The organism is Nonomuraea sp. NPDC004186 (genome assembly GCF_053603495.1).
On record NZ_JBSGFQ010000025.1, the window covers coordinates 1 to 23,180 of the forward strand.

The 23,180-nt window shown below is 70.0% G+C and carries 22 protein-coding genes and 1 riboswitch; of the genes, 12 read left to right on the forward strand and 10 right to left on the reverse strand.

Translation table 11 applies throughout. The annotated features are described in order from the left end of the window. Nucleotides 1–259 precede the first annotated feature (259 nt). Both ACWEPL_RS21120 and mgrA read left to right on the forward strand, forming a co-directional pair. Nucleotides 260–2,350, forward strand: a complete 2,091-nt coding sequence (locus ACWEPL_RS21120) for a S9 family peptidase (RefSeq protein ID WP_452437187.1) — start codon at nt 260–262, stop codon at nt 2,348–2,350. After that, nucleotides 2,347–3,339 (forward strand): L-glyceraldehyde 3-phosphate reductase, encoded by a 993-nt coding sequence (mgrA, locus tag ACWEPL_RS21125; protein ID WP_452437188.1) that lies wholly within the window; start codon nt 2,347–2,349, stop codon nt 3,337–3,339. Before ACWEPL_RS21120 ends, mgrA begins: the two co-directional genes overlap by 4 nt. Here mgrA and ACWEPL_RS21130 read toward each other — a convergent pair whose 3' ends face one another. After that, a complete protein-coding gene (locus ACWEPL_RS21130; RefSeq protein ID WP_452437189.1) occupies nt 3,340–5,715 on the reverse strand; it encodes a lysylphosphatidylglycerol synthase transmembrane domain-containing protein in 2,376 nt (791 codons plus the stop codon). A 201-nt stretch (nt 5,716–5,916) separates the two neighbouring features. Here ACWEPL_RS21130 and ACWEPL_RS21135 point away from each other — a divergent pair, with 201 nt between their 5' ends. Beyond that, nucleotides 5,917–7,932 (forward strand): molybdopterin-containing oxidoreductase family protein, encoded by a 2,016-nt coding sequence (locus ACWEPL_RS21135; protein ID WP_452437190.1) that lies wholly within the window; start codon nt 5,917–5,919, stop codon nt 7,930–7,932. Here the strand turns inward: ACWEPL_RS21135 and ACWEPL_RS21140 are convergent. Continuing rightward, on the reverse strand, nt 7,910–8,683 hold the full coding sequence (locus ACWEPL_RS21140) for an alpha/beta hydrolase (RefSeq protein WP_452437191.1): 774 nt from the start codon (nt 8,681–8,683) through the stop codon (nt 7,910–7,912). The two genes, ACWEPL_RS21135 and ACWEPL_RS21140, sit on opposite strands and share 23 nt — an antisense overlap. Nucleotides 8,684–8,752: 69 nt before the next feature. On the opposite strand from ACWEPL_RS21140, the gene ACWEPL_RS21145 reads away from it, so the two are divergent. Next, nucleotides 8,753–9,295, forward strand: a complete 543-nt coding sequence (locus ACWEPL_RS21145) for a PadR family transcriptional regulator (RefSeq protein ID WP_452437192.1) — start codon at nt 8,753–8,755, stop codon at nt 9,293–9,295. On the opposite strand, the gene ACWEPL_RS21150 is transcribed toward ACWEPL_RS21145, so the two are convergent. Beyond that, nucleotides 9,274–9,738, reverse strand: a complete 465-nt coding sequence (locus ACWEPL_RS21150) for an N-acetyltransferase family protein (protein WP_452437193.1) — start codon at nt 9,736–9,738, stop codon at nt 9,274–9,276. The two genes, ACWEPL_RS21145 and ACWEPL_RS21150, sit on opposite strands and share 22 nt — an antisense overlap. Before the next feature lie 76 nt (nt 9,739–9,814). Here ACWEPL_RS21150 and ACWEPL_RS21155 point away from each other — a divergent pair, with 76 nt between their 5' ends. After that, a complete protein-coding gene (locus ACWEPL_RS21155) occupies nt 9,815–10,264 on the forward strand; it encodes a hypothetical protein (RefSeq protein WP_350737336.1) in 450 nt (149 codons plus the stop codon). Between the two features lie 2 nt (nt 10,265–10,266). Here ACWEPL_RS21155 and ACWEPL_RS21160 read toward each other — a convergent pair whose 3' ends face one another. The 3 genes from ACWEPL_RS21160 to ACWEPL_RS21170 form a co-directional block, all read right to left on the reverse strand. Continuing rightward, complete coding sequence (locus ACWEPL_RS21160; RefSeq protein WP_452437194.1) at nt 10,267–10,650, reverse strand: VOC family protein; 384 nt, start codon at nt 10,648–10,650, stop codon at nt 10,267–10,269. 37 nt (nt 10,651–10,687) lie between these two features. Further along, entirely contained in the window at nt 10,688–11,002 is a 315-nt protein-coding gene (locus ACWEPL_RS21165) for a DMT family transporter (RefSeq protein WP_350737341.1), read from the reverse strand. A gap of 32 nt (nt 11,003–11,034) precedes the next feature. Beyond that, nucleotides 11,035–11,093, reverse strand: a riboswitch (guanidine-III (ykkC-III) riboswitch). Nucleotides 11,094–11,118: 25 nt separating this feature from the next. Then, the gene (locus ACWEPL_RS21170) at nt 11,119–11,916 is read right to left on the reverse strand and encodes a class I SAM-dependent methyltransferase (protein WP_452437195.1); all 798 of its coding nucleotides are present in this window, start codon (nt 11,914–11,916) and stop codon (nt 11,119–11,121) included. Between the two features lie 103 nt (nt 11,917–12,019). On the opposite strand from ACWEPL_RS21170, the gene ACWEPL_RS21175 reads away from it, so the two are divergent. From ACWEPL_RS21175 to ACWEPL_RS21185, 3 genes are all read left to right on the forward strand, one after another. Continuing rightward, a complete protein-coding gene (locus ACWEPL_RS21175; RefSeq protein ID WP_397372532.1) occupies nt 12,020–13,825 on the forward strand; it encodes an acyl-CoA dehydrogenase in 1,806 nt (601 codons plus the stop codon). A 41-nt stretch (nt 13,826–13,866) separates the two neighbouring features. Continuing rightward, nucleotides 13,867–14,805, forward strand: coding sequence for an MBL fold metallo-hydrolase (locus tag ACWEPL_RS21180; RefSeq protein ID WP_452437196.1), 939 nt, complete (start codon nt 13,867–13,869; stop codon nt 14,803–14,805). A gap of 71 nt (nt 14,806–14,876) precedes the next feature. Continuing rightward, complete coding sequence (locus ACWEPL_RS21185; protein WP_192788390.1) at nt 14,877–15,101, forward strand: hypothetical protein; 225 nt, start codon at nt 14,877–14,879, stop codon at nt 15,099–15,101. Here the strand turns inward: ACWEPL_RS21185 and ACWEPL_RS21190 are convergent. The 4 genes from ACWEPL_RS21190 to pdhA form a co-directional block, all read right to left on the reverse strand. Next, on the reverse strand, nt 15,098–15,391 hold the full coding sequence (locus ACWEPL_RS21190) for a Dabb family protein (protein WP_363983999.1): 294 nt from the start codon (nt 15,389–15,391) through the stop codon (nt 15,098–15,100). The two genes, ACWEPL_RS21185 and ACWEPL_RS21190, sit on opposite strands and share 4 nt — an antisense overlap. A gap of 119 nt (nt 15,392–15,510) precedes the next feature. After that, nucleotides 15,511–16,899 (reverse strand): dihydrolipoamide acetyltransferase family protein, encoded by a 1,389-nt coding sequence (locus ACWEPL_RS21195; RefSeq protein ID WP_452437197.1) that lies wholly within the window; start codon nt 16,897–16,899, stop codon nt 15,511–15,513. 16 nt (nt 16,900–16,915) lie between these two features. Continuing rightward, nucleotides 16,916–17,896 (reverse strand): alpha-ketoacid dehydrogenase subunit beta, encoded by a 981-nt coding sequence (locus ACWEPL_RS21200; protein ID WP_355207764.1) that lies wholly within the window; start codon nt 17,894–17,896, stop codon nt 16,916–16,918. Continuing rightward, on the reverse strand, nt 17,893–18,987 hold the full coding sequence (pdhA, locus tag ACWEPL_RS21205) for a pyruvate dehydrogenase (acetyl-transferring) E1 component subunit alpha (protein WP_355207761.1): 1,095 nt from the start codon (nt 18,985–18,987) through the stop codon (nt 17,893–17,895). The genes ACWEPL_RS21200 and pdhA overlap by 4 nt, the downstream gene beginning before the upstream one ends. A 233-nt stretch (nt 18,988–19,220) precedes the next feature. Here pdhA and purS point away from each other — a divergent pair, with 233 nt between their 5' ends. The 4 genes from purS (at nt 19,221) to purL (ending at nt 23,140) form a co-directional block, all read left to right on the forward strand. Then, on the forward strand, nt 19,221–19,466 hold the full coding sequence (gene purS / locus ACWEPL_RS21210) for a phosphoribosylformylglycinamidine synthase subunit PurS (protein WP_350737364.1): 246 nt from the start codon (nt 19,221–19,223) through the stop codon (nt 19,464–19,466). 219 nt (nt 19,467–19,685) lie between these two features. Next, nucleotides 19,686–20,072, forward strand: coding sequence for an ATP-binding protein (locus tag ACWEPL_RS21215; RefSeq protein WP_350737367.1), 387 nt, complete (start codon nt 19,686–19,688; stop codon nt 20,070–20,072). A gap of 138 nt (nt 20,073–20,210) precedes the next feature. Continuing rightward, on the forward strand, nt 20,211–20,894 hold the full coding sequence (gene purQ / locus ACWEPL_RS21220; RefSeq protein WP_355207756.1) for a phosphoribosylformylglycinamidine synthase subunit PurQ: 684 nt from the start codon (nt 20,211–20,213) through the stop codon (nt 20,892–20,894). Beyond that, nucleotides 20,891–23,140: a phosphoribosylformylglycinamidine synthase subunit PurL gene (gene purL, locus ACWEPL_RS21225; RefSeq protein ID WP_452437198.1), complete on the forward strand. Its 2,250-nt coding sequence runs from the start codon at nt 20,891–20,893 to the stop codon at nt 23,138–23,140. Before purQ ends, purL begins: the two co-directional genes overlap by 4 nt. The last annotated feature ends 40 nt before the right edge of the window (nt 23,141–23,180 follow it).

Below are 23,180 nucleotides of genomic sequence, written 5' to 3' on the forward strand. Positions count from 1 at the left end.
CTTTCAGCCGTTCAAGTCCCTGTCAAATTGACCCGACTTGCTCGACCTGCTGGAATTAAGACCCGCCCCGCTTCCGGGACAACCCCTCTAACTTACCAGCCCTCACGAGTGGACGCGCACGTCCGCCGTGATGGAGGAGGAAGAAGGCTTGTGCCGGACTGCTTCGGCTCTTCAAGATTAGCAGCGCTCCCGACCCCTCGTGCCGGATCGCCGCGTACGACGGACACAGATCGATCACGCCCGAACATAGACTCCCCACGTGAGCAGTAACACGCCGCCAGTGGCGAAGAAGGTTCCGACTGAGCGCACCCACCACGGTGACACCGTCATCGACGAGTACGCCTGGCTGAGCAACAAGGAAGATCCCGATACCACCGCCTATCTGGAGGCGGAGAACGAGTTTCTCAAACAGCAGACCGCTCACCTCTCCGATCTCCAGGAGCAGGTGTTCCAGGAGATCAAGGGCCGCACGCAGGAAACCGACCTCTCGGTGGCCAGCCGCAAGGGCTCCTGGTGGTACTTCTCGCGCACCTCGGAAGGCAAGCAGTACGCCGTCTCCTGCCGGGTCCCGGCCGACAGCGACGCGCCTCCGGAGATCACCCCGGGAGCCACGCTCGAACGCGAGGAGGTGATTCTCGACGGCAACGAGCTCGCCGGCGACAGCCCGTTCTTCTCGATCGGCACCAGCTCCGTCTCGCCCGACGGCACGATGCTGGCCTATTCGACCGACTTCAAGGGCGACGAGCGATTCACGCTGAAGTTCAAGAACCTCGAAACAGGCGAACTGCTCCCCGACGAGATCACCGACATCTTCTACGGCGGTGCCTGGTCGGCCGACGGCTCGACGTTCTTCTACACGCGCGTCGACGACGCCTGGCGCCCGTTCCAGGTCTACCGGCACACCCTCGGCACCGAAGAGGACGTGCTGGTCTACGAGGAGTCCGACGAGCGTTACTGGGTCGGCATCGGCCTCACGCGCAGCGAGAAATACCTCGTGCTCGGCGCGGGCAGCAAGATCACCAGCGAGGTGCGCATTCTCGACGCCACCGATCCCGCCGGTGAGTTCACGGTCGTGCGCCCCAGGAAGACCGGCGTCGAATACGGCGTCGAGCACGCGGGCGACTTCTTCTACGTGCTCCACAACGAGAACGCCGAGAACTTCGAGCTGGCCACCGCCCCGCTCGACGCCCCCGGCACCTGGACGCCGCTGATCGCCCACCGGGACGACACCAGGCTCCTGGAGATCGACGCCTTCTCCGACCACGCCGTGGTGCACTTCCGCCGTGACGGGCTGACCGGCCTGCGCGTGCTGCCGTACCCGGCCGACGTCCAGGGCCGGCGCGAGCGGATCGAGGCCGCCGAGCGGAACGCGTACGAGATCGACTTCCCCGAGCCGCTCTACGACGTCGGGCCCGCGGGCAACCCCGAGTTCACCACGACGCGGCTCCGGCTGGCCTACACGAGCATGGTCACCCCGCCCAGCGTGTACGACTACGAGCTCGACACGCACGAGCTGATCCTGCTCAAGCGGCGCCCGGTGCTGGGCGGCTACGATCCGGCCGACTACGAGCAGTTCCGCGAGTGGGCCACGGCCGAGGACGGCACGAGGATCCCGGTGTCCATCGTGAAGCGCAAGGACTCCGCCAGGCCCGCGCCGACCGTTCTGTACGGGTACGGCAGCTACGAGACCTCCATCGACCCCGGCTTCTCGGTCCCGAGGCTCTCGCTGCTCGACCGCGGGTTCGTCTTCGCCGTCGCGCACATCAGGGGCGGCGGTGAGATGGGCCGCCGCTGGTACGAGGACGGCAAGCTCACCAGGAAGCGCAACACGTTCACCGACTTCGTGGCCGTGGCCAAGCACCTTAAGGCGACCGGCTGGAGCGAGCGGGTCATCGCCAGGGGCGGCTCGGCCGGCGGCCTGCTGATGGGCGCGGTCGCGAACCTGGCGCCGGAGGAGTTCGCGGGCGTGGTGGCCGAGGTGCCGTTCGTGGACGCGCTGAACACCATCCTGGATCCGTCGCTCCCGCTCACTGTGATCGAATGGGACGAGTGGGGCGACCCGCTGCACAACCCCGACGTCTACGCCTACATGAAGAGCTACACCCCGTACGAGAACGTGGACGGCCGCGCGTACCCGCCGATCCTGGCCATCACCAGCCTGAACGACACCCGCGTCCTCTACCACGAGCCCGCGAAGTGGATCGCCCGGCTGCGGGCGACGGCGAACGGCGGGCCGTTCCTGCTCAAGACGGAGATGGGTGCCGGGCACGGCGGCCGCAGCGGGCGCTACGACGCCTGGCGCGAGGAGGCCTTCGCGCTCTCCTGGATCATCGAGAGGGGCACCTCATGACCTATCAGGCCGACGACCGGCGCTACGAGCGGCAGCCGTACAACCGCAGCGGTCGCAGCGGGCTGAAGCTGCCCGCGGTCTCGCTGGGCCTGTGGCACAACTTCGGCGACACCCGCCCGATCGAGAACTCCCGGGCGATCCTGCGGCGCGCGTTCGACCTCGGGGTGACGCACTTCGACCTGGCCAACAACTACGGCGTCCCGTACGGCTCGGCGGAGACGAACTTCGGCCGCATCCTGCGCGAGGACTTCACCCCGTACCGGGACGAGCTGATCATCTCCACCAAGGCCGGCTACGACATGTGGCCCGGCCCGTACGGCGAGTGGGGATCGCGCAAGTACGTCCTGGCCAGCCTCGACCAGTCGCTGAAGCGCATGGGGCTGGAGTACGTCGACATCTTCTACAGCCACCGCCCCGACCCGGGGACGCCGCTGGAGGAGACCATGGGGGCGCTCGACCGGGCCGTGCGCTCGGGCAAGGCGCTCTACGCGGGCATCTCCAACTACTCGGCCGAGCAGACCGCCCAGGCCGCGCGGATCATGCGCGAGCTGGGCACGCCGCTGCTCATCCACCAGCCGTCCTACTCGATGATCAACCGGTGGATCGAGGACGGGCTGCTCGACGCGGTGGAGGAGGCGGGCATGGGCTGCATCGTGTTCTCGCCGCTGGCCCAGGGCCTGCTGACCGACCGCTACCTCGGCGGCGTGCCGGCGGACTCGCGGGCGGCGACGAGCAGGTTCCTCAGCGCCGACCGGATCGACCTCGACCTGGCCCGCGGCCTCGACGAGATCGCCAAGGGCCGTGGGCAGACGCTGGCCCAGATGGCGCTGTCGTGGACGCTCAGGGACCCGCGGGTGACGAGCGTGCTCATCGGGGCCAGCAGCGTGCGGCAGTTGGAGGACAACGTGGCGTGCGTGGACGGCCCGGCCTTCACGGAGGACGAGCTGGAGGCCATCGACAAGATCACCGAGCGCTACACGGCCCGCTGATCACAGGGATTCGTGCCGCTGGAGGTAGGTGAAGGCGGCCCAGCCGGGCAGCACCGGGAGCCAGAACGTGAGCAGCCGGTGCAGCAGCACGGCCGAGGTGGCCAGCTCGGCGGGCACGCCGGCCACGGTCAGGCCGCCCGCGAGCGCGAGTTCGACCGCGCCCAGACCGCCCGGTGTGGGCGCGGCCGAGCCGATGGCGTTGGCCGTGAGGTAGACGACCGCGACGGCGGTGAAGCTGAGCGAGCCGCCGAACGCGGCCACGCAGGCGTCCAGGCAGAGCACGAACGCCAGGGTGATCATGAGCGTGCCCGTGCACGCCTCCACCATCTTGCGCGGCGACTGCAGCACGTCGAGCAGCCTGGGCAGCACGTTCGAGAACAGCTTGCGCATCCTGGAGGTCACCAGCCTGCGCAGCGGCGGCACGCCGAGCACCACCACGACCAGCACCGCGACCGCGAGCAGCACCAGGACGAGGCCGCGCGACGGGGTGAACGACGTGGTCGTGGTGGAGCCGGTGATGTAGGCGAACAGCAGCAGCAGCGCGATGTGGAAGACCAGCATGATGAGCTGTGAGGCCCCCACGCTGGCCACCGCGCTGGCCGGCGAGATGCCGCGCTTCTGCAGGTAGCGGGTGTTGATCGCGACCCCGCCCACGGCGGCGGGCGCGACGAGCTTGACGAACGACGAGGCGAACTGCACGAGCACGGTACGCCAGAGCGGCAGCGGCTCGGGCACGAAGCCCCGCAGCATCAGGGCCGCGGCCACGAAGCTGACGAACGACGCGACCAGCGCCACCCCGGACCAGGCCCAGTTGGCCGTGGTGACCACCCGGTAGATGTCGACCCGGCTGAGCTGGGAGAGCACGATGTACGCGGCCAGCGTGCTGGCGATGATCGTGATCAGGGTGCGCGGTTTGAAGCGTTCGAGGCGTACTTCCTCGACCTTGCCCTGCGGCTTGAGCGCGACGATGTGCTCGCGGATGCCGGCCAGCAGGTTCTTGTTCTTGGAGAGGGCCGAACGGGTCTCCCTGGTCAGCGCGATGCGCTGGAGCAGCGGCATGGCGGCGGCCAGCGTGTCGGGCCCCATGACGGCCGCCGCCGTCCGTACGGAGCGTTCAGGGCCGACGCGCAGCGCCAGGTAGGTGAGCAGCTGGGCGATGTCGAGCCTGAGCAGCAGGTCACCGGCGGCGATCTCGCCGCTGCGCGCGTCGGTCAGCACGACGCGGCCCGCCCGGTCGAGGTGGATGCTGTCGCCGGTGAGCCGCCGGTGCGCCAGGCGCTGGATCTGCAGCAGCTCCACCTGCTCCCAGATCTGGGCGAGCAGCTCGTCGTCGATCTGCTCGTCGGGCACGTCGTCGAGGGGGCGCGTCTCGATGTGCTCGTACGCGAGCATCGCGGCCTCGGTGCCGATCTCGCTGGTGCCGAGCAGCCTGGGGGTGCTCGCGCCGGCCGCCTGGGCCGCGTACGCCATGAGCGCCTCGCGCTCCAGCTCGGCCCGGAGCGACCTGATGGCCCTGCGCCTGGTCTCGGAGTTGAGCCGGATGCGCCGCCACAGCCGGTACGGCAGCCCGGCCACCTGCCGGTCGCGGTCGAGCACGGTGACGTCGAGGCTGGTGCCGTCCTTGAGCCCGATGGCGTAGCGGCGGCTGCCCTGGTGGTCGTCCTCGATGCGGCGGGCCGAGACCACCGCGAACGACAGCTTGCGCAGCGCGGCCACCAGGGCACTGCCCGCCGGCCTGGTGTTGGGGCTGCCGACGCCGTAGAGGGTGGCGTAGCCGATGACCATGCCGACCAGCACCGTGACGATGGCGCTCGGGATCGTGATCTGCCGGCCGGAGAAGAACGCGAGGACGTAGAGGGCGATCGTGGTCCACATCAGCATGCGCCAGGTGGGGCGGCGCGAGATGCGGACGGCGGTGGCGTACGCGACGACCGAGGTGAGCAGCGTGTTCACCGGCTCGATCGTCCGGTCGCCGGTCAGCAGCACGCGCAGGTCCTCGGCGTTGCCGGCGACCAGCCACTGCCCGAGCAGGAACGACCCGGCCATGCCGATGATCGCGGCGATCAGCCCTTCGGCGACGCGTAGCCCGTCGCGGTGGAAGACCCGTTCGACGGCGAAGGCCGCGGGCACGATGAGCACGGCCGCGCCACCGAGGAACGCGGCGATCCTGCTGAGCAGCGGTACGAGCTGCGCGCCCTCCTTGACGTCGGCCTCCAGGCCGATGAGCGTCTGCTTGGCGACCAGCGCGAGCAGGACGACCGCGCCGAGCACGATGAGCGTGGCGAAGAAGCGCAGCAGGTCGGAGGGGCGGCGAAGACGCTGGGGCAGCAGCGGCTCTACAACGTAGACGTCGCTTTCCGCGCGTGACTCATCCACGGCTGGATCCCCCTCGAGGTCCTCCGTGTCATCTCGTTCCCTGATTTCGGCCACCGACAGCGATTCTGCACCTTCCCGGCCGGACCGTGCGATCTCTAGGCTTCCAGTGTCCTCAATCGCCCCCGCAATCGTCGCACCGGGCAGGCTACACGCATTTCCGCGTCTGCCGTCATTCCAGGTGCGGGACGTAGTCTGTGTCCCATGTCGGGTGAATTGAGGGTTTTGGGGGCGTGTCCGCTGGACTGCCCGGATGGCTGCTCCTGGGTGGTCACCGTGGAGAACGGCAGGGCCGCCAAGCTCCGCGGCAACCCCGACCACCCGTACACCAGGGGCGCCCTGTGCGTGAAGGTCAACCGTTACCTCGAGCACACCCGGGCGGACGACCGCATCCTCCACCCCATGCGCCGCATCGGTCCCAAGGGCTCCGGCCAGTTCGAGCGCATCTCCTGGGACGAGGCGCTCGACGAGATCTCGGTGCGGCTGCGCGGCATCGTCGAGGAGCACGGCGGGGAGGCCATCTGGCCGTACCTGGGCACCGGCACGCTCGGCTACCTCCAGGGCTGCGAGGGCGTGGCCGGGCGGCGGTTCTGGAACATGCTGGGCGCCTCCAAGCACTGGCTCAACATCTGCTCGGCGGCCGGCAGCAGCGGCCTGATGCGGACGAACGGCACCCCGGGCGGCATGGACCCCGAGAACTTCGCGCTGGCGAAGCTGATCCTGCTCTGGGGCACGAACACGCTGACCAGCGGCCACCACCTGTGGAAGTTCATCCAGGACGCGCGGGCGGACGGCGCGCACGTCGTCGCCATCGACCCGATCCGCACCAGGACGGCCGACCAGGCCGACGAGTACCTGGCGATCAGGCCGGGCACGGACGCGGCGCTCGCGCTCGGGCTGCTCAACGTCGTGCTGGCGGAGAACGCGCAGGATGAGGAGTTCCTGGCCGAGCACACCGAGGGCTGGGAGGACTTCCGCCAGGAAATCCTGAAATATCCGGTCGAGACTGTGGCTGAAATCACCGGCATCCCCGCCTCCGCCATCCACAGCCTGGGGATACGGCTCGCCCACACCCGCCCGACCGCCATCCGCGCCACGCAGGGCCTCCAGCGGCACCAGGGCGGCGGCACCGCGCTGCGCACGCTCGCCTCGATCCCCGGCGTCACCGGCGACTGGCGCCACCCCGGCGGCGGCATCGCGTACTCCACCAGCGGCCACGTGCACTTCGACATCGACGCCCGCGACGACCTGCTGGCCAAGCCCGTCCGCACGCTCGTCATGACCAAGCTGGGGTCCCAGCTCGACGACGTGAAATGCCTCTGGGTGTACGCGGCCAACCCGGCGGGCTCGAGCCCCGACGCGAACGCGATCAGGCGGCAGCTCGCCCGCGAAGACCTGTTCACGGTGGTCATGGAGCAGTTCCCCACCGACACCGTGGACTACGCCGACATCGTGCTCCCCGCGACCATGCAGACCGAGCACCAGGACCTGCACGCCGGATACGGGCACCTCTACCTGCTCTGGAACGAGCCCGCCGAGCCTCCGCCCGGCGAGTGCCTGTCCACGACGGAGACGTTCCGGCGGCTGGCGGCGCACATGGGGATGACCGAGCCGTCGCTGTTCGACTCGGACCTGGAGCTGGCCGAGCAGCTGCTGTCGGGCGGGCACCCGTCGCTGGAGGGCATCACGCTGGACCGGCTGCGCAAGGAGGGCTGGGTGCGGATGAACTACCCCGAGCCCTTCACGCCGTTCGCCGAGGGCTTCCCGACGCGGTCGGGCAGGATGCGCTTCCCGCCGGCGGGCAAGGCGTACACCCCGTCCCACACGGCCGGCGCGAGGGGTGGCTCGCCGTACCCGCTGGCGCTGGTCACGCCCGCGTCGCACACGTTCCTCAACACGACCTTCGGCAACAACCCGGAGCTGCGCCGCCGCGCCAAGGACCCGGTGGTGCTGGTCAACCCGGCCGACGCGGCGGCCCGGGGGCTGGTGGCCGGTCAGCGGGTACGCGTGCACAACGACGGCGGCGAGTTCCTGGCGGACGTGGAGATCAGCGACCGCGTGGCGGCCGGGGTGGTGGCCTCACCGAAGGGGCGCTGGCCGAAGCTGACCCCCGGCGGCGCCAACCCGAACGCGGTCGTGGCCGAGCGGGACGGGGACATGGGCATGGGGCCGGGCTTCCACGACAACCTGGTCGAGATCAGCCCTTGTGCCGGTCCATGAACGCCACGATCCGGTCGAGCACGTCCTTCCCGTGAGGGCTGGCGAACAGGGCCGAGGCGTGCAGGCTCTCCCCCGGGATGACCATGGTCTGGTTGTCGGGGGCCTTCGTGGCGGCGGCGTGCGCCGTGGCCAGGTCGTCGGCGCCGCCGTACCCGTCGTTCGCGGAGCCGATCTGCAGGAGCGGGACGGTCAGCCTGGCCGCGTTCTCCGCGCTGATCTCGCCTGAGACGGCCACCACGCCGGCCACCTTCGGGCCGAGCCTCAGGGCGGCGGGGACGGCGGTGGTGGCGCCGATCGAGCCGCCGACCAGGAAGATCCGCTTGACGCCCGGCTCCTTGGCCAGGCGTTTGGCCATGGCGACGGCGCCGTCCTCGGGGAGGATGGCGGAGGTCCTGGCGTACAGCAGGACGCGGTAGCCGGCGGCCACGAGGCGGTCCGACAGCGGCCGCCACGTGCACACGTTGCCCCGGCGCTCGTAGGTGATGACCACGCCCACCGGGCCGTCGCCGGTGATCACGCCGGGCAGGTCGCCGTCGTGCTTGAAGATCTTGCCGTCCGCCTCGGTGAAGCACCCGGAGACGTTCGGCCCCGTGGGAATCGGGGCCGACGTCGTCGCCTCGGGAACCGGGGCCGGACTCGTCGCCGCGGGAGCCGTGCTCGGGCCGGGCGCCGCGGCACCGGTGCCGACCGCGCCCCCGCAGGCCGTCAGCACTCCCACCATGAGCCCCACCACACCTACCAACGCGCGCATGGCCGCCCTTTCCGCTCAACTATGTCAGAACTGACATAGTTGTAGGAGCACCATATCCTTGGGCGAACCATGACCTCAACGCTGGGATTCGCGATCCTCGCCGTGCTGGCGCGCGGCGAGCGCACGGGGTACGACCTCGCCGCGGCCATGCGGCGGCCCGTCGGCTACTTCTGGACGGCCGGGCACAGCCAGATCCACGCCGAGCTGCAGAAGCTGCGGGCCGGAGGGCTGGTCGGGTTCGAGGCAGAGCACGGGCCGGGGCCGCAGGGCAGGAAGGTCTACCACCTGACCGCCGAGGGCCAGGCGGCGCTGCGGGAATGGGTCACCGAGCCGCCTCGGGAGCGGCCGGAGCGCGACGAGCTGGTGCTGAAGACGTACGCGTCGTGGCTGGCCGAGCCGGAGCTGGTCAGGCGGATGTTCGCCGACCGGCTCGCCGCGCACGAGGAGCGGCTGGCCGACTACGAGCGGCAGGAGGCGTCATTCGACGGGCCGCCCGCCTTCGGCGATCCCCGGTTCGGCAACTACGCCACGTTGCGCTGCGGGCTGAGCTACGAGCGGCACCGGGCCGACTGGTGCCGCTGGATGCTGGCTCAGCTCAGCGAGATCTTGTAGCCCTCGTGGGAGGCCGTGAAGCCGAGGTTGTCGTAGAAGCGGTGCGCGTCCGTACGTGACTTGTCGGAGGTGAGCTGCACGACGGCGCAGCCGCGCTCCCGGGCCCGGTCGACGGCCCACTTGATCATCCGGCCGCCGAGGCCCTGGCCGCGGGCGGCGGCGGCGACCCTGACGGCCTCGATCTGGCACCGCTCGGCGCCCAGCCGCGACAGCCCGGCCAGGTACGTGAGCTGCATCGTGCCCACTACCTCGCCGTCCTGCTCGGCGACGATCAGCTCGTCGTACGGGTTGGCGTCGATCCGCTCGAACGCCGCCAGGTAGCGCTCGTCGCCGGGGTCGCCCTCGCGCGTGGCGCCGAGATGGTCGTCGGCCAGCATCGCCACGATCGCGGGCACATCCTCCTTGCGGGCTTCGCGGAAGAGCACTTTCTCACTTTGCTGCATGTCCGAATGATGTCAGGGATCGCTCAGGGTCCGTCCCCGATGCCCCCAAGGGGGTCGAAAAGGCACCATGAGTGACATGAACGAAATCAGCCGACGAGACGAAGTCTCGCTGTCGGGTGCCGCGCTCCGCGGCGCCCCCTGGAAGGCCGCCGCCGTCGGTGGCGGCGCCGTGGCCGCGACCAGCTTCGGTCTGGGCGTGCTCACGGGCGGTGGCGACCTGGTGTGGGCGCTGGGCCTGGGCATCAGCCTGTTCGCCCTGATCGCCGCGATCGGCGCGGTCTCCAAGCCGCACGAGGGCGACCGGGTGACCCGCCAGGCCCGCCTCTGGTCGCTGAAGCACCCGTGGAAGTTCGCGCTGCTGCCCGCGGCCATCACGGCCGTGCTGGACTACCCGGTGCAGCTCGTGCTCGACCACGAAGGGGTGTTCGGCTCCGGCGTGCAGGCGCTGTGGCACGGCGCGCTGGTCTACCTGATCGCCGGCATCCTGACCCTCACCATGCGGGGCCGCGCCGATTCCGCCCGGTGAGCTCAGCCCTGCGCCTCCCGCTCCGCCTGGCTCCGGCACACGCAGAACTCGTTGCCCTCCGGGTCGAGCATCGTCACCCAGCCGGTGCCGTCGGGCTGCCGCCGGTCGTCGTGGACGGTCGCGCCCAGCCCGATCAGCCGCTCGACCTCCTGGTCGCGGGTCCTGCCCTCGGTGCCGTTGACGTCGAGGTGGACCCGGTTCTTCACGGTCTTGCCCTCGGGCACGCGGATGAACAGCAGGAACGGGTCCTGCTTGGTACGCAGCATGACCTCGTCGTCGCCCGGCTTGTCACCCTCGCCGAGCGGCAGCCCGGTGGCCTTGCTCCACCAGGTGGCGATCTCGTACGGGTCGGCGGCGTCGATGGTCACGGCATGAATTTCGATCACCCGGACACCCAACCCGTGACGAGCCGAAACGTCAAGGTCAGGCGAGCACCCGCAGGCCGATGACCCCCGCCAGGATCAGCGCGATCGAGACGATGCGCGCCGGCGAGACCTCGTCCCCCATGGCGATCATGCCCAGCACCGCGGTGCCCGCCGCGCCGACGCCGGTCCAGACGGCGTACGCGGTGCCGACTTCGAGGGTCTTGAGCGCGTACGAGAGCAGGCCGAAGCTCAGCACGGCCGTGACGAGGAACGACAGGGTCCACCACAGATTGCCGAACCCGTTGCTGAGCTTGAGCGAAAGGGCCATGACGACTTCGAAGACGCCGGCCAGCACGAGGACGATCCACGCCATGATCAGAACTCCCTTGGGACGAGACATCAGTGCGTGCGTCGTCTTGGCGTTCCGGGTACGGCGCGTCTCGTCCGGGAGCTGTCAGCTCATGAGCAAGAACGCGGCCCTCGACGGGATCATTCCCACCAGATGGTGACCCATCGGTCGCGCGGCAACGGCCACATGCCCAGCTCCATCACCGTGGCCGCGACCTCCTCCGCCCTGGACGGGTCGAGGCACACCCTGCGGCACGCGCTGGCCGCCAGGTCCTCCAGCGAGGTGAATCGTTCCAGGGGAGCTTCCCGTTCCTCCACCTGCACCGGGTAGCCGAGCGCCGCGGCCAGCGCCACGCAGTCCTCGGCGATGGGCCGGACCGGCCGGTCCACCCCGTGGAAGTGCTGCCACAGCGGCGCCATCCAGCTCATGGGATGGCGGTGCGTGAGCTCCAGCACCACCCGCCCCTGCGTGCGCTCGTCGAGGGCCCGCAGGAAGTCGGCCAGGTCGAGGACGTTGTAGATCACGTGGGCGGCGACGGTGACGTCCACCACGGGCACCCGCGCGGCCACGTCGGGCCAGCGCCCCTCGATCGCCGTGACAGGCACGCCGAGCTTCTCCGCCCGGGCGGTCAGCCCCTCCAGCATCGACGCCGAGGTGTCCACCGCGTAGAGGTGGCCGATGCGCTCGTGCAGCGGCAGGGACGAGGCGCCGGGGCCCGAGCCCACGTCGAGCAGCGTGCCCTTGTCGGGCAGCGCCTCCGAGAGCCGGGACATGGTGGGGCCGTCGTCGGGCTCGGCCAGCGCCCTGTCGGTACGGGTGCCGAACCGCTCGGGCGAGTGACTCCAGGGGTCGGCAGAAACCTTGGCCATGATCTCGTCGGGGATGGCCCAGGATTCCAGGCGCTCTCGCCATCTCGCGGCGAGTTCTTCGGCGTCCATGGAGACGAGCATGCCACGCATACCTGGGGTTACCCGCGGGTAGCATTGCAGAGTAAGGTTACTCGCCAGTACGAAAACCCCTCGGTTCAAGGAGATCGACCCCATGGGCCACTACAAGAGCAACGTGCGAGACCTGGAATTCAACCTCTTCGAGGTGTTCGGGCGACGCGAGATCCTCGGCACAGGGCCCTTTGCGGACGTGGACGAGGAGGTCGCCCGGGGCATCCTTGACGAGGTCAACAGACTGGCCTCCGGCGTCCTGGCCGACTCCTTCGAGGAGGGCGACAGGAACCCGCCGGTGTTCGACGCGGCGACCAGCTCCGTGAAGGTGCCCGAGGGCTTCAAGAAGTCCTACAAGGCGCTGGTGGACGGCGGCTGGGCCAACCTCGACCTGCCCCCCGAGCTGGGCGGCCCCGGCATCCCGAGGAGCCTGGCCTGGGCCACGGCCGAGATGGTGCTGGGCGCGAACCCGGCGCTGTACATGTACGCCGCGGGCCCCAACTTCGCCTACACGCTGTGGAAGGTCGGCACGCCGGAGCAGAAGCGCTTCGCCGAGCTGGCCATCGAGCGCGAGTGGGGCGCCACGATGGTCCTCACCGAGCCGGACGCCGGCTCCGACGTGGGCGCCGGGCGGGCCAAGGCGGTGCGCCAGGAGGACGGCAGCTGGCACATCGAGGGCGTCAAGCGCTTCATCACCAGCGCCGAGCACGACATGACCGAGAACATCTTCCACCTCGTGCTGGCCCGCCCCGAGGGCCACGGCCCCGGCACCAAGGGGCTGTCGATGTTCCTGGTGCCGAAGTTCCACGTGAATCTCGAGACCGGCGAGCTGGGCGAGCGCAACGGCGTCTACGTCACCAACGTCGAGAAGAAGATGGGGCTCAAGGTCTCCACGACGTGCGAGCTGACGTTCGGCGACAAGCACCCGGCCGTCGGCTGGCTGGTGGGCGACGTCCATGAGGGCATCAGGCAGATGTTCATGGTCATCGAGCACGCCCGCATGATGGTCGGCACCAAGGCCATCGCCACGCTCTCCACCGGCTACCTGAACGCGCTGGAGTACGCCAAGTCGCGCCTGCAGGGCGCGGACCTGACCCGGATGGCCGACAAGGCCGCCCCGCGGGTCTCCGTCACCCACCACCCCGACGTGCGGCGCGAGCTCATGCTGCAGAAGTCGTACGCCGAGGGCATGCGGGCCCTGGTGCTCTACACCGCCACGTTCCAGGACACCCTCCTGGTCGACCCCGACGACCGGCACGCCAGCGAGATGAACGACCTGCTGCTGCCCATCGTCAAGGGCGTCGGCTCCGAGCGGTCGTACGAGCTGCTCTCCCGCTCGCTGCAGACCCTCGGCGGCTCGGGCTACCTGCAGGACTACCCGATCGAGCAGTACATCCGGGACGCCAAGATCGACTCCCTCTACGAGGGCACGACCGCGATCCAGGGCCTGGACCTGTTCTTCCGGAAGATCCTGCGCAACCAGGGCGCGGCGGTCGGGTCGCTGCTGGCCGAGATCGGCGAGTTCGCCGGCTCGGAGGCGGGCAACGGCCGGCTCAAGGAGGAGCGCAAGCTCCTCGCGGAGGCCGCCGCCGAGGTCAAGGCCATGGGCGACACCATGGCGGGCTGGGCGCTGGGCTCGCTGGAGGCGCCGGCCGAGGTGTACAAGGTCGGGCTGAACACCACCCGGCTCCTGCTCGCGCTGGGCGACCTGGTGATCGGCTGGCTGCTGCTGCGGCAGGCCGAGGTGGCGCTGGCCAGGCTGGCCGACGGCGAGGACCCGTTCTACCTGGGCAAGGTGGCCGCGGCCTCGTTCTTCGCCAAGACGGTCCTGCCGCGGCTGGCGACGGAGCGCCGGATCGTGGACTCCACCGGGCAGGAGCTCATGGAGCTCCCCGAGGAGGCCTTCTAAACCGTAGGGGCGGGGGTGCTTCGAGGGAGTACGGTCGCGGCATGAGCTCGACTTCTCACGATCATCCCCTTCCTCCGCCCCGGGTCGAAGAGGTGTCCGAGGGTGTCTTCGCCTACATCCAGCCCGACGGGAGCTGGTGGATCAACAACACCGGCTTCCTGGCCGGCCGGCGTGGCGTGATCTGCGTCGACGCCTGCTCGACCGAGCGCCGTACGCGGGCCTTCCGCGAGGCCATCGGCACGGTCACCGACCGGCCGATCACCACGCTGGTCAACACCCACCACCACGGCGACCACACGTTCGGCAACTGGCTCTTCCCCGAGGCCACGATCGTCGGGCACGAGGGCGTGCGGGAGCAGATCCTGGCCGACGGCGTCCCCACCTACCGCGCCGCGTGGTCGCCCGAGGTGGAGTGGGGCGAGATGGAGGTGGCGCCGCCGTTCCTCACCTTCACCGACCGGATCACCCTGCACTCCGACGACCTGCGGTGCGAGGTGAGGCACGTGGGCCACGCCGCGCACACGACGAACGACTCGTTCGTGTGGATTCCCGAGCGGCGGCTGCTGTTCTCGGGCGACCTCGTCTTCAACGGCGGCACGCCGTTCGTCCTGATGGGCTCGGTGGCCGGGGCGCTGGACGCGCTCGACCAGCTCAGGGCGCTGGGGGCGGAGACCGTCGTGCCGGGCCACGGCGGGGTGTGCGGGCCGGAGGCGTACGACCGGGTCGAGGGTTACCTGCGGTTCGTGCAGGAGACCGCGGCGCGGGGCCGGGCGGCGGGCCTGTCGCCGCTGGAGGCGGCCAGGGAGGCCGACCTGGGCGAGTGGAGCGGGCTGCTGGACTCCGAGCGCATCGTGGGCAACCTGCACCGCGCCTACGCCGAGCTCGACGGGCAGCCGCTGGGCGCGCCGATCGACCTGGCCACCGCCGTGTTCGACATGATCACCTACAACGGCGGCAAGCCTTTGTCCTGCCTCGCCTGAGATGTTACGGGTGTGATCTTCTGTACCCGGGTATGACCGTGGCTGTACTCGCCGTTTGCCTGGAGGTCGTCATGGGTGTCGGGGTAAGCATCTTCTTCCTCACGCTTGGCGCCATCCTGAGATTCGCGATCGAGCCCGACGTGTTCGGCAAGGCCGTCCACATGGACGTCGTCGGGCTCATCTTCATGATCGTCGGTGGCGTGGGCGTGGTGCTGAGCGTCGTGCTGGCCCCCAGGAGGGGCCGCACTTCCGAGGGCCGGCTGATGCACCGCGAGAACAACCCGCCGGAGATCTAGAGGCTGAGCTGCACCGCGGCCCGGGAGGCCAGGATCGGCCTGATGTGCTCCACGATCACCGCCTGATGCTGCGGGTGGTCGCGGTAGACCAGGTAGTCGTCGACGTCGTCGAAGTCGGCCACCACCGCGTAGTCGTGGTTTCCCTGGTTGATGCCCGCGTCCGGGCCCACGGTGTACGAGCGGAGCTGCGGGATGATGCCGGGCAGCTTGCCCAGCTCGGTGGTCACCGTCTCCTTCTGCTCGTCGGTCGCGGCCTCGGTCCAGGTGAACAACACGATGTGGCGAATCATGCGATCAGGTGTATCAGATCGCGACGGCGTGACTCTGTACGGGATGGGTGCGGGTGTCCCCGGCCTACGGCGATCGCCGGGGGAGGGGTCCTCCCGGCGGTCGCCGTAGGCTTTCCCGGCTAGCTCCAGGCCAGCATGTGCAGCGGGTCCTCCAGCATGTCGCCGACGTCGCGCAGGAACATCGAGCCCAGCTCGCCGTCCACGATGCGGTGGTCGAACGACAGGGCCAGGGTGGTCACCTTGCGCACCGCCAGCTCGCCGTCCACCACCCACGGCATGTCCCTGATCTGGCCGACGGCGAGGATGGCGGCCTCTCCGGGGTTCAGGATCGGGGTGCCGGCGTCGACGCCGAAGACGCCGACGTTGGTGATGGTGAAGGTGCCGCCGGCCATCTCGGCCGGCTGCGTGCGGCCCGCCCTGGCGGTCTCCGTGAGCTCGGCCAGCCGCCCGGCCAGCTCGGGGAGCGACAGGGTGTGGGCGTCCTTGACGTTGGGCACCACGAGGCCGCGGGGGGTGGCGGCGGCTATCCCCAGGTTCACGTAGCGCTTGACCACGATCTCCTGCGCCGCCTCGTCCCACGACGAGTTGATCATCGGGTGGCGTTTGACGGCGGTGAGGACCGCCTTGGCCACCAGCAGCAGCGGGGACACCTTGACGTCCGCGAAGTCCCGGAAGGTGCGCAGGCGCTGCACCGTCTCCATGGTGTTCGTCACGTCGAGCTGGAGGAACTCGGTGACGTGCGGAGCGGTGAAGGCGCTGGCGACCATGGCCTGGGCGGTCATCTTGCGCACGCCCTTGACGGGGATGCGCTCCTCCGGCCGCTCGGCCGCCGCCACCTCGGCGACCGGGGCCGCCCCGGCCTCCGCAGCGGCGTGGACGTCCTCGCGGGTGATCGAGCCCTCGGGGCCGGTGCCGGCGAGGGTGGACAGGTCGACGCCGAGATCCCTGGCCAGCTTCCGTACGGGTGGCTTGGCGAGGACGCCGACCCGGCCGGCCGGCGGCGCGACTGGGGCAGGGGCAGGGCCGCCGTCCACCTCCACGCGGGAGGGGTTGGCCACCGGGTTCGCCGGGATGCCGGGAGCCTGGGGCTTGCGGGGGCGGCGCTTGGTGGCGCCGGTCTTGACGCCGTAGCCGACCAGGACCGCCTGGCGCTCCTCCTTGGGCGCCGGGCTGCCGTGGGCCCCGGGCTCGACGGCGCCCTCCGCCGGAGGCGTGGGCACCATGTCCTCGGCCAGGGCCTTGGTCTCCTCCGAGACGGGAGCGGCGCCTTCGGAGGTCTCGACGGCGATGATGGGGGCGCCGACGTCGACCGTCTGGCCCGCCTCGGCCAGCAGGTCCGCGACCACCCCGTCCCAGGGGATCGGGAGCTCGACGATCGACTTGGCCGTCTCGATCTCGACGACGATCTGGTTGACCTTGACCGCGTCACCCGCCTCGACGTGCCAGCGGACGACCTCGGCCTCCGTCAGCCCTTCGCCGACGTCGGGGAGCTTGAACTCGCGTCGCATGAGAACCCCACCCCCCTCAGTACCCGAAGGCCCGGTCGACGGCGTCGAGCACCCGGTCCAGGTCGGGCAGGTAGTGCTCCTCCAGCTTCGACGGCGGGTAGGGGGTGGAGAAGCCGCCGACCCTGAGCACCGGCGACTCCAGGTGGTAGAAGCACTGCTCCGTGATCCTGGCCGCCAGCTCGGCCCCGAAACCGCTGTTGACGGGGGCCTCGTGGACGACCACCACCCGCCCGGTACGGCGCGCGGAGTCCATCACGGCCGGCTCGTCCAGCGGGTTGAGCGAGCGCAGGTCGATCACCTCCAGCGAACGGCCGTCTTCCTCGGCGGCCGTGGCGGCCTCCAGGCACGTCTTGACCATGGGGCCGTAGGCCAGCAGCGTGACGTCGGACCCGGGCCGCACGACCCGGGCCGCGTGCAGCGGCGGCCACCAGTCGGTGGAGCCGGTGTCGATGTCGGCCTTCTCCCAGTAGCGCCGCTTGGGCTCGAAGAAGATCACCGGATCGTCGCTGCGGATGGCCTGCTGGATCATGGTGTACGCGTCCGCCGGGTTGGAGCAGGACACGACGCGCAGGCCGGCCGTGTGGGTGAAGTACGCCTCGGGCGACTCGCTGTGGTGCTCGACCGCGCCGATGCCGCCGCCGCACGGGATGCGTACGACGACCGGGAGCTTGATCGCGCCCAGCGAGCGCATCGGCATCTTGGCGAGCTGCGTGATGATCTGGTCGGCGGCCGGGAAGACGAACCCGTCGAACTGGATCTCGCACACCGGCCGGTAGCCGCGCAGCGCCAGCCCGATCGCGGTGCCGATGATGCCCGACTCGGCCAGCGGCGTGTCGATGACGCGGTCCTCGCCGAAGTCCTTCTGCAGGCCGTCGGTGACCCTGAAGACGCCGCCCAGCTTGCCGACGTCCTCACCCATGATGAGGACCTTGGAGTCGTCCTCCATGGCCTTGCGCATGCCCTCGTTGAGCGCCTTGGACAGGCTCATCACGGTCATTTGGCGAACCCCTCCAAGTAAGCGGCGTACTGGGCGCGCTCCTGGTCCATCAGGGCGTGGGGCTCGCGGTAGACGTGGTCGAAGATGTCGAGCGGCTGGGGGTCGGGCATGGCCAGGCAGCGCCTGCGCAGGTCGGCCCCGAGCTGGTCGGCCTCGGCGTCGACGGAGTCGAAGAACGACGGGTCGGCGTGCTCGTTCTTGAACAGGTACGACCTGACCCGCTCGATCGGGTCCTTGAGCTTCCACGCCTCCAGCTCGCTGGCCACGCGGTAGCGCGTCGGGTCGTCGGTGGTGGTGTGGGCGCCCATCCGGTACGTGAACGCCTCGATGAGCGTCGGCCCCTGACCGGTGCGGGCGGCCTCCAGCGCCTTCCTGGTCACGGCCAGGCAGGCGAACACGTCGTTGCCGTCCACCCTGATCCCCGGGAAGCCGAAGCCGGAGGCGCGCCGGTAGAGGGGGATGCGGGTCTGCTTCTCCAGGGGCTCGGAGATGGCCCACTGGTTGTTCTGGCAGAAGAACACGATCGGCGCGTTGAACACGCTGGCCCAGATGAACGACTCGTTCACGTCGCCCTGCGAGGTGGCGCCGTCGCCGAAGTAGACGATCGTGGCGGCGCTGGCGTCGTCGCGCTGGATGCCCATCGCGTAGCCGACCGCGTGGAGGGTCTGGCTGCCGATCACGATCGTGTACAGGTGGAAGTTGTGTTCCTTGGGGTCCCAGCCGCCGTGGTTCACGCCTCTGAACAGGCCCAGCAGCTTCACCGGATCGACGTCGCGGCACCACGCCACGCCGTGCTCGCGGTAGGTGGGGAAGGCCATGTCCGAGTCGGTCAATGCGCGGCCCGAGCCGATCTGGGCCGCCTCCTGGCCCAGCAGCGAGGCCCAGATGCCCAGCTCGCCCTGGCGTTGCAGCGCCACGGCCTCCAGGTCGATGCGCCGTACGAGGACCAGGTCGCGGTAGAGCGACCGGACCTCCTCATCGGTCAGGTCGATGTCGTAGTCGGGGTGCTCAACCCGCTCGCCCTCGGGGGTGAGCAATTGGACGAGCTCCGGAGGTGCGTCTGCAGCACCACGAGAGGCTTCGGCTGTCACGTGCCACTCCTGTTGCGGTCGTCAGGGCAGGTCTTCGATGGGGTTGCCACCTTGAGGCCCGCCTTCCAAGCGATGAACCATCTGGTGGTGGTTCGTACGCGTTTGGGGACATCGTGGCAGACGTCACAGCCCTGCGCGCAAGCCCCATGCCCTCCCCGTTCCCGTTGTGTCGACAGCCACACGCGCCGGTAGGCTGTGCTTCCCAGTCACCCACCTCATCCAGGAGGAACGCAGTGGCCCGCGTCATCGTGGACGTCATGTTGAAGCCCGAGATCCTCGACCCGCAGGGCCAGGCGATCGCCAGGGCACTGCCCAGGCTCGGCTTCTCCGGCGTCTCGGCCGTGCGTCAGGGCAAGCGCTTCGAGGTCGAGCTCGACGGCCCGGCCGACGAGGCGGCGCTCGAGGAGATCCGCAAGATGGCCGAGACCCTGCTGGCCAACACGGTGATCGAGGACTACAGCGTCCGGGTTGAGGATTAGGGGAGATTTGCCGCCCGGATTCCCCCCTGGCCGGTTAAAGCGGGGTTCGGAGGCGGCACAATGCCACGGGCGTGCCAACACTAAATAACAACAACGTGATTTTGCGGTTAGCCCCGTTTTCACAGGGAAACCTACTCCAGGTGACGGTCTGGCGCCCGGAGGAGTCCGGTGGATATTGAGTTCTCGTTGGCACTGCCTCGGGATGCGATCGGCATTCCGATGGTCAGGCGAGTGCTGGGCGATGCCATGCGTTCACTCAACGTGAGTGAGACGTGCATCGCGGACATGCTCCTCGCCGTCTCCGAGGCGTGCTCCAACGCGGTGCGGCACGGGGGTCCTGCCAACCGCTACGAAGTGAGCGCGGCGATCGGCTACGGCCGCTGCGACGTGCGCATCGCGGACAACGGCGACGGGCTGCCGACGATGCCGCCGCACTTCCCTCCACCCGACACGGAGAACGGCCGTGGTCTGCTGATCATGCGCTCCGTGGTGGACGAGATCTCCTTCGGCATCACGCCCGGCCGTGGCACCACGGTCCACCTGCGCAAGCACCTCGCCTGGGACGACTCGGCCGACGCCCGTCCCCGCGAGCTGGCAGCAGTCTGACCTGCGCCTCCGCCCGACGCACGAGCCGATGTGGACCACCCGGCAGCACCCGATAATCTGAAGACACCGCCGCAGACCGCCGTCCACCCGAAGAGACGGTGGCGCGTGCGCGCGCATTCCTCGGAGGGGACGACTGTCATGAGCGCTGCCCGTGTGGGCGTAGTCACGTTTCCAGGAACTCTCGACGACCAGGACGCCGCCAGGGCCGTACGCCTCGTGGGCGCGGAGGCGGTGCCGCTGTGGCACGCCGACCACGACCTGAAGGGGGTCGACGCCGTCTTCCTGCCCGGCGGCTTCTCCTACGGCGACTACCTGCGCTGCGGCGCCATCTCCCGGTTCGCGCCGCTGATGGACGAGCTCGTCCCGGCCGCCAGGGCGGGGCTGCCCGTGATCGGCACCTGCAACGGGTTCCAGATCCTCTGCGAGGCCCATCTGCTGCCCGGCGCGCTGACCCGCAACGCCTCGCTCCACTACGTCTGCCGTGACCAGCGGGTCCGGATCGAGCAGACGGCCACCCCCTGGACCAGCTCCTTCGAGCCCGGCCAGGAGATCGTGCTGCCCGTCAAGCACGGCGAGGGCCGCTACGTGGCCTCCGAGGACACCCTGGCCGCGCTGGAGTCGGGCGGCCACGTGGTCGTGCGCTACGTCGGCGGCAACCCCAACGGCTCGCTCAACGACATCGCGGGCATCCGTAACGAGGCGGGCAACGTGGTCGGCCTCATGCCGCACCCCGAGCACGCGGTCGAGGACCTGGTCGGCGCGCCCAGCACCGACGGCCTCGGGTTCTTCACCTCCGTCCTCAAGAAGCTGGTGAACGCATGACCGATAATGTGAAGCGGGCCGGCGAGACGCCCGACGAGCCGATGCCCTTCGCCGAGCTGGGCATGAAGCAGGACGAGTACGACCGGGTCAAGGACATCCTGGGTCGCCGTCCCACCGGCTCCGAGCTGGCCATCTACAGCGTCATGTGGTCCGAGCACTGCTCGTACAAGTCGTCCAAGGTGCATCTCAAGCAGTTCGCCACCAAGGCGCCCAAGTCCGACGCGCTGCTCGTGGGCATGGGTGAGAACGCCGGCGTGGTGGAGATCGGCGACGGCTGGGCGGCCACGTTCAAGATCGAGTCGCACAACCACCCGTCCTACGTCGAGCCGCACCAGGGCGCGGCCACCGGCGTCGGCGGGATCGTCCGCGACATCATGTCGATGGGCGCGCGCCCGATCGCGGTGATGGACGCGCTGCGCTTCGGCGGCGCGGACGCCGTGGACACCCGCCGGGTCCTGCCCGGCGTGGTCGAGGGCATCAGCCACTACGGAAACTGCCTGGGCCTGCCCAACATCGGCGGCGAGGTCGTCTTCGACCCCTGCTACATCGGCAACCCGCTGGTCAACGCCCTGTGCGTGGGCCTGCTCCGCAAGGACCAGATCAAGCTGGCCACCGCGCCCGGCCCGGGCAACAAGGTCGTGCTGTTCGGCGCGTCCACCGGCCCCGACGGCATCGGCGGCGCCTCCGTGCTCGCGTCGGCGACCTTCGAGGACGAGTCGCACGCCAAGCGGCCCGCCGTGCAGGTGGGCGACCCGTTCATGGAGAAGCTGCTCATCGAGTGCTGCCTGGAGCTGTACGCGGCCGACGTGGTCGTCGGCATCCAGGACCTCGGCGCGGCCGGGGTGTCGTGCGCGACGACCGAGCTGGCCGCCAAGGGCACCGGTGGCATGCACGTCGACCTCAACCTCGTCCCGCTCCGCGACCCCTCGCTCAGGCCCGAGGAGATCCTCATGAGCGAGTCGCAGGAGCGGATGATGGCCGTGGTCCGGCCCGACGACATCGCGGCCTTCATGGCGATCTGCGACAAGTGGGACGTCCCCGCCACCGTCATCGGCGAGGTCACCGACACCGGCCGCCTGGTCATGACCTGGGACGGCGAGGTCATCGTGGACATCCCGCCGGGCACGGCGGCCGACGACGGGCCCGTCTACGAGCGCCCGTACCACGAGCCGTCCGGGCAGGCCGCGCTCAACGCCGACACGCCCGACCGGCTGGAGCGGCCCGCTGACCTGCGGGCCACGCTGTTCCAGCTCCTCGGCTCGCCCAACCTGGCCTCCAAGGAGTGGGTGACCTCCCAGTACGACCGCTACGTCCGCTCCAACACCGTGCTGGCCCAGCCGGCGGACGCGGGGATGCTGCGGATCTCGGAGGTCATCGCCGGCGCGGAGCCGACGACCCGGGGCATCGCGCTGTCCACCGACGGCAACGGCCGCTACGCCAAGCTCGACCCGTACGCGGGGGCGCAGCTGGCGCTGGCCGAGGCGTACCGGAACGTGGCCGTGACCGGCGCCAAGCCGCTGGCCGTGACCAACTGCCTCAACTTCGGCTCGCCCGAGGACCCCGAGGTCATGTGGCAGTTCGCCGAGGCCGTGCGCGGCCTGGCCGACGCGTGCCGCACCCTGGGCGTGCCGGTGACCGGCGGGAACGTCTCCTTCTACAACCAGACGGGCTCGACGGCCATCCACCCCACGCCGGTCGTGGGCGTGCTGGGCGTCATCGAGGACGTGGCCAAGCGGGTGCCGTCCGGGTTCACTGCCGAAGGGCTGAAGGTCGTGCTGCTCGGCGACACGCACGAGGAGTTCGGCGGCTCGGAGTGGGCGCACGTCGCGCACCGGCACCTGGGCGGGCTGCCGCCCCGGGCCGACCTGCACGCCGAGCAGGCGCTGGCGACCGTGCTGGTGGAGGCCGCCAAGAGGGAGCTGCTGGAGGGCTCGCACGACCTGTCGGACGGCGGGCTGGCCGTCGCGCTGGCGGAGTCGTGCCTGGCGCGGGGCGTCGGGGCCTCGGTGGCGCTGAGCGGGGACGCCTTCACCGACCTGTTCAGCGAGTCCGCCGCGCGGGCGCTGGTCACGGTGCGGCCGGAGGCCTACGAGGAGTTCGCGTCGCTGTGCGGGCGGCACGAGGTGCCCTGCTACGGGCTCGGCACGACCGGAGGCGCTTCGCTGGTGGTCGAGGGCGTGTTCGAGGCGCCGGTCGAGGAGCTGCGGGAGACGCACTCGGCGGCGCTGCCCGCGCTGTTCGGCTGACGGTCTTCCGGAGGGCCGGTACGGGGTGCCCGTACCGGCC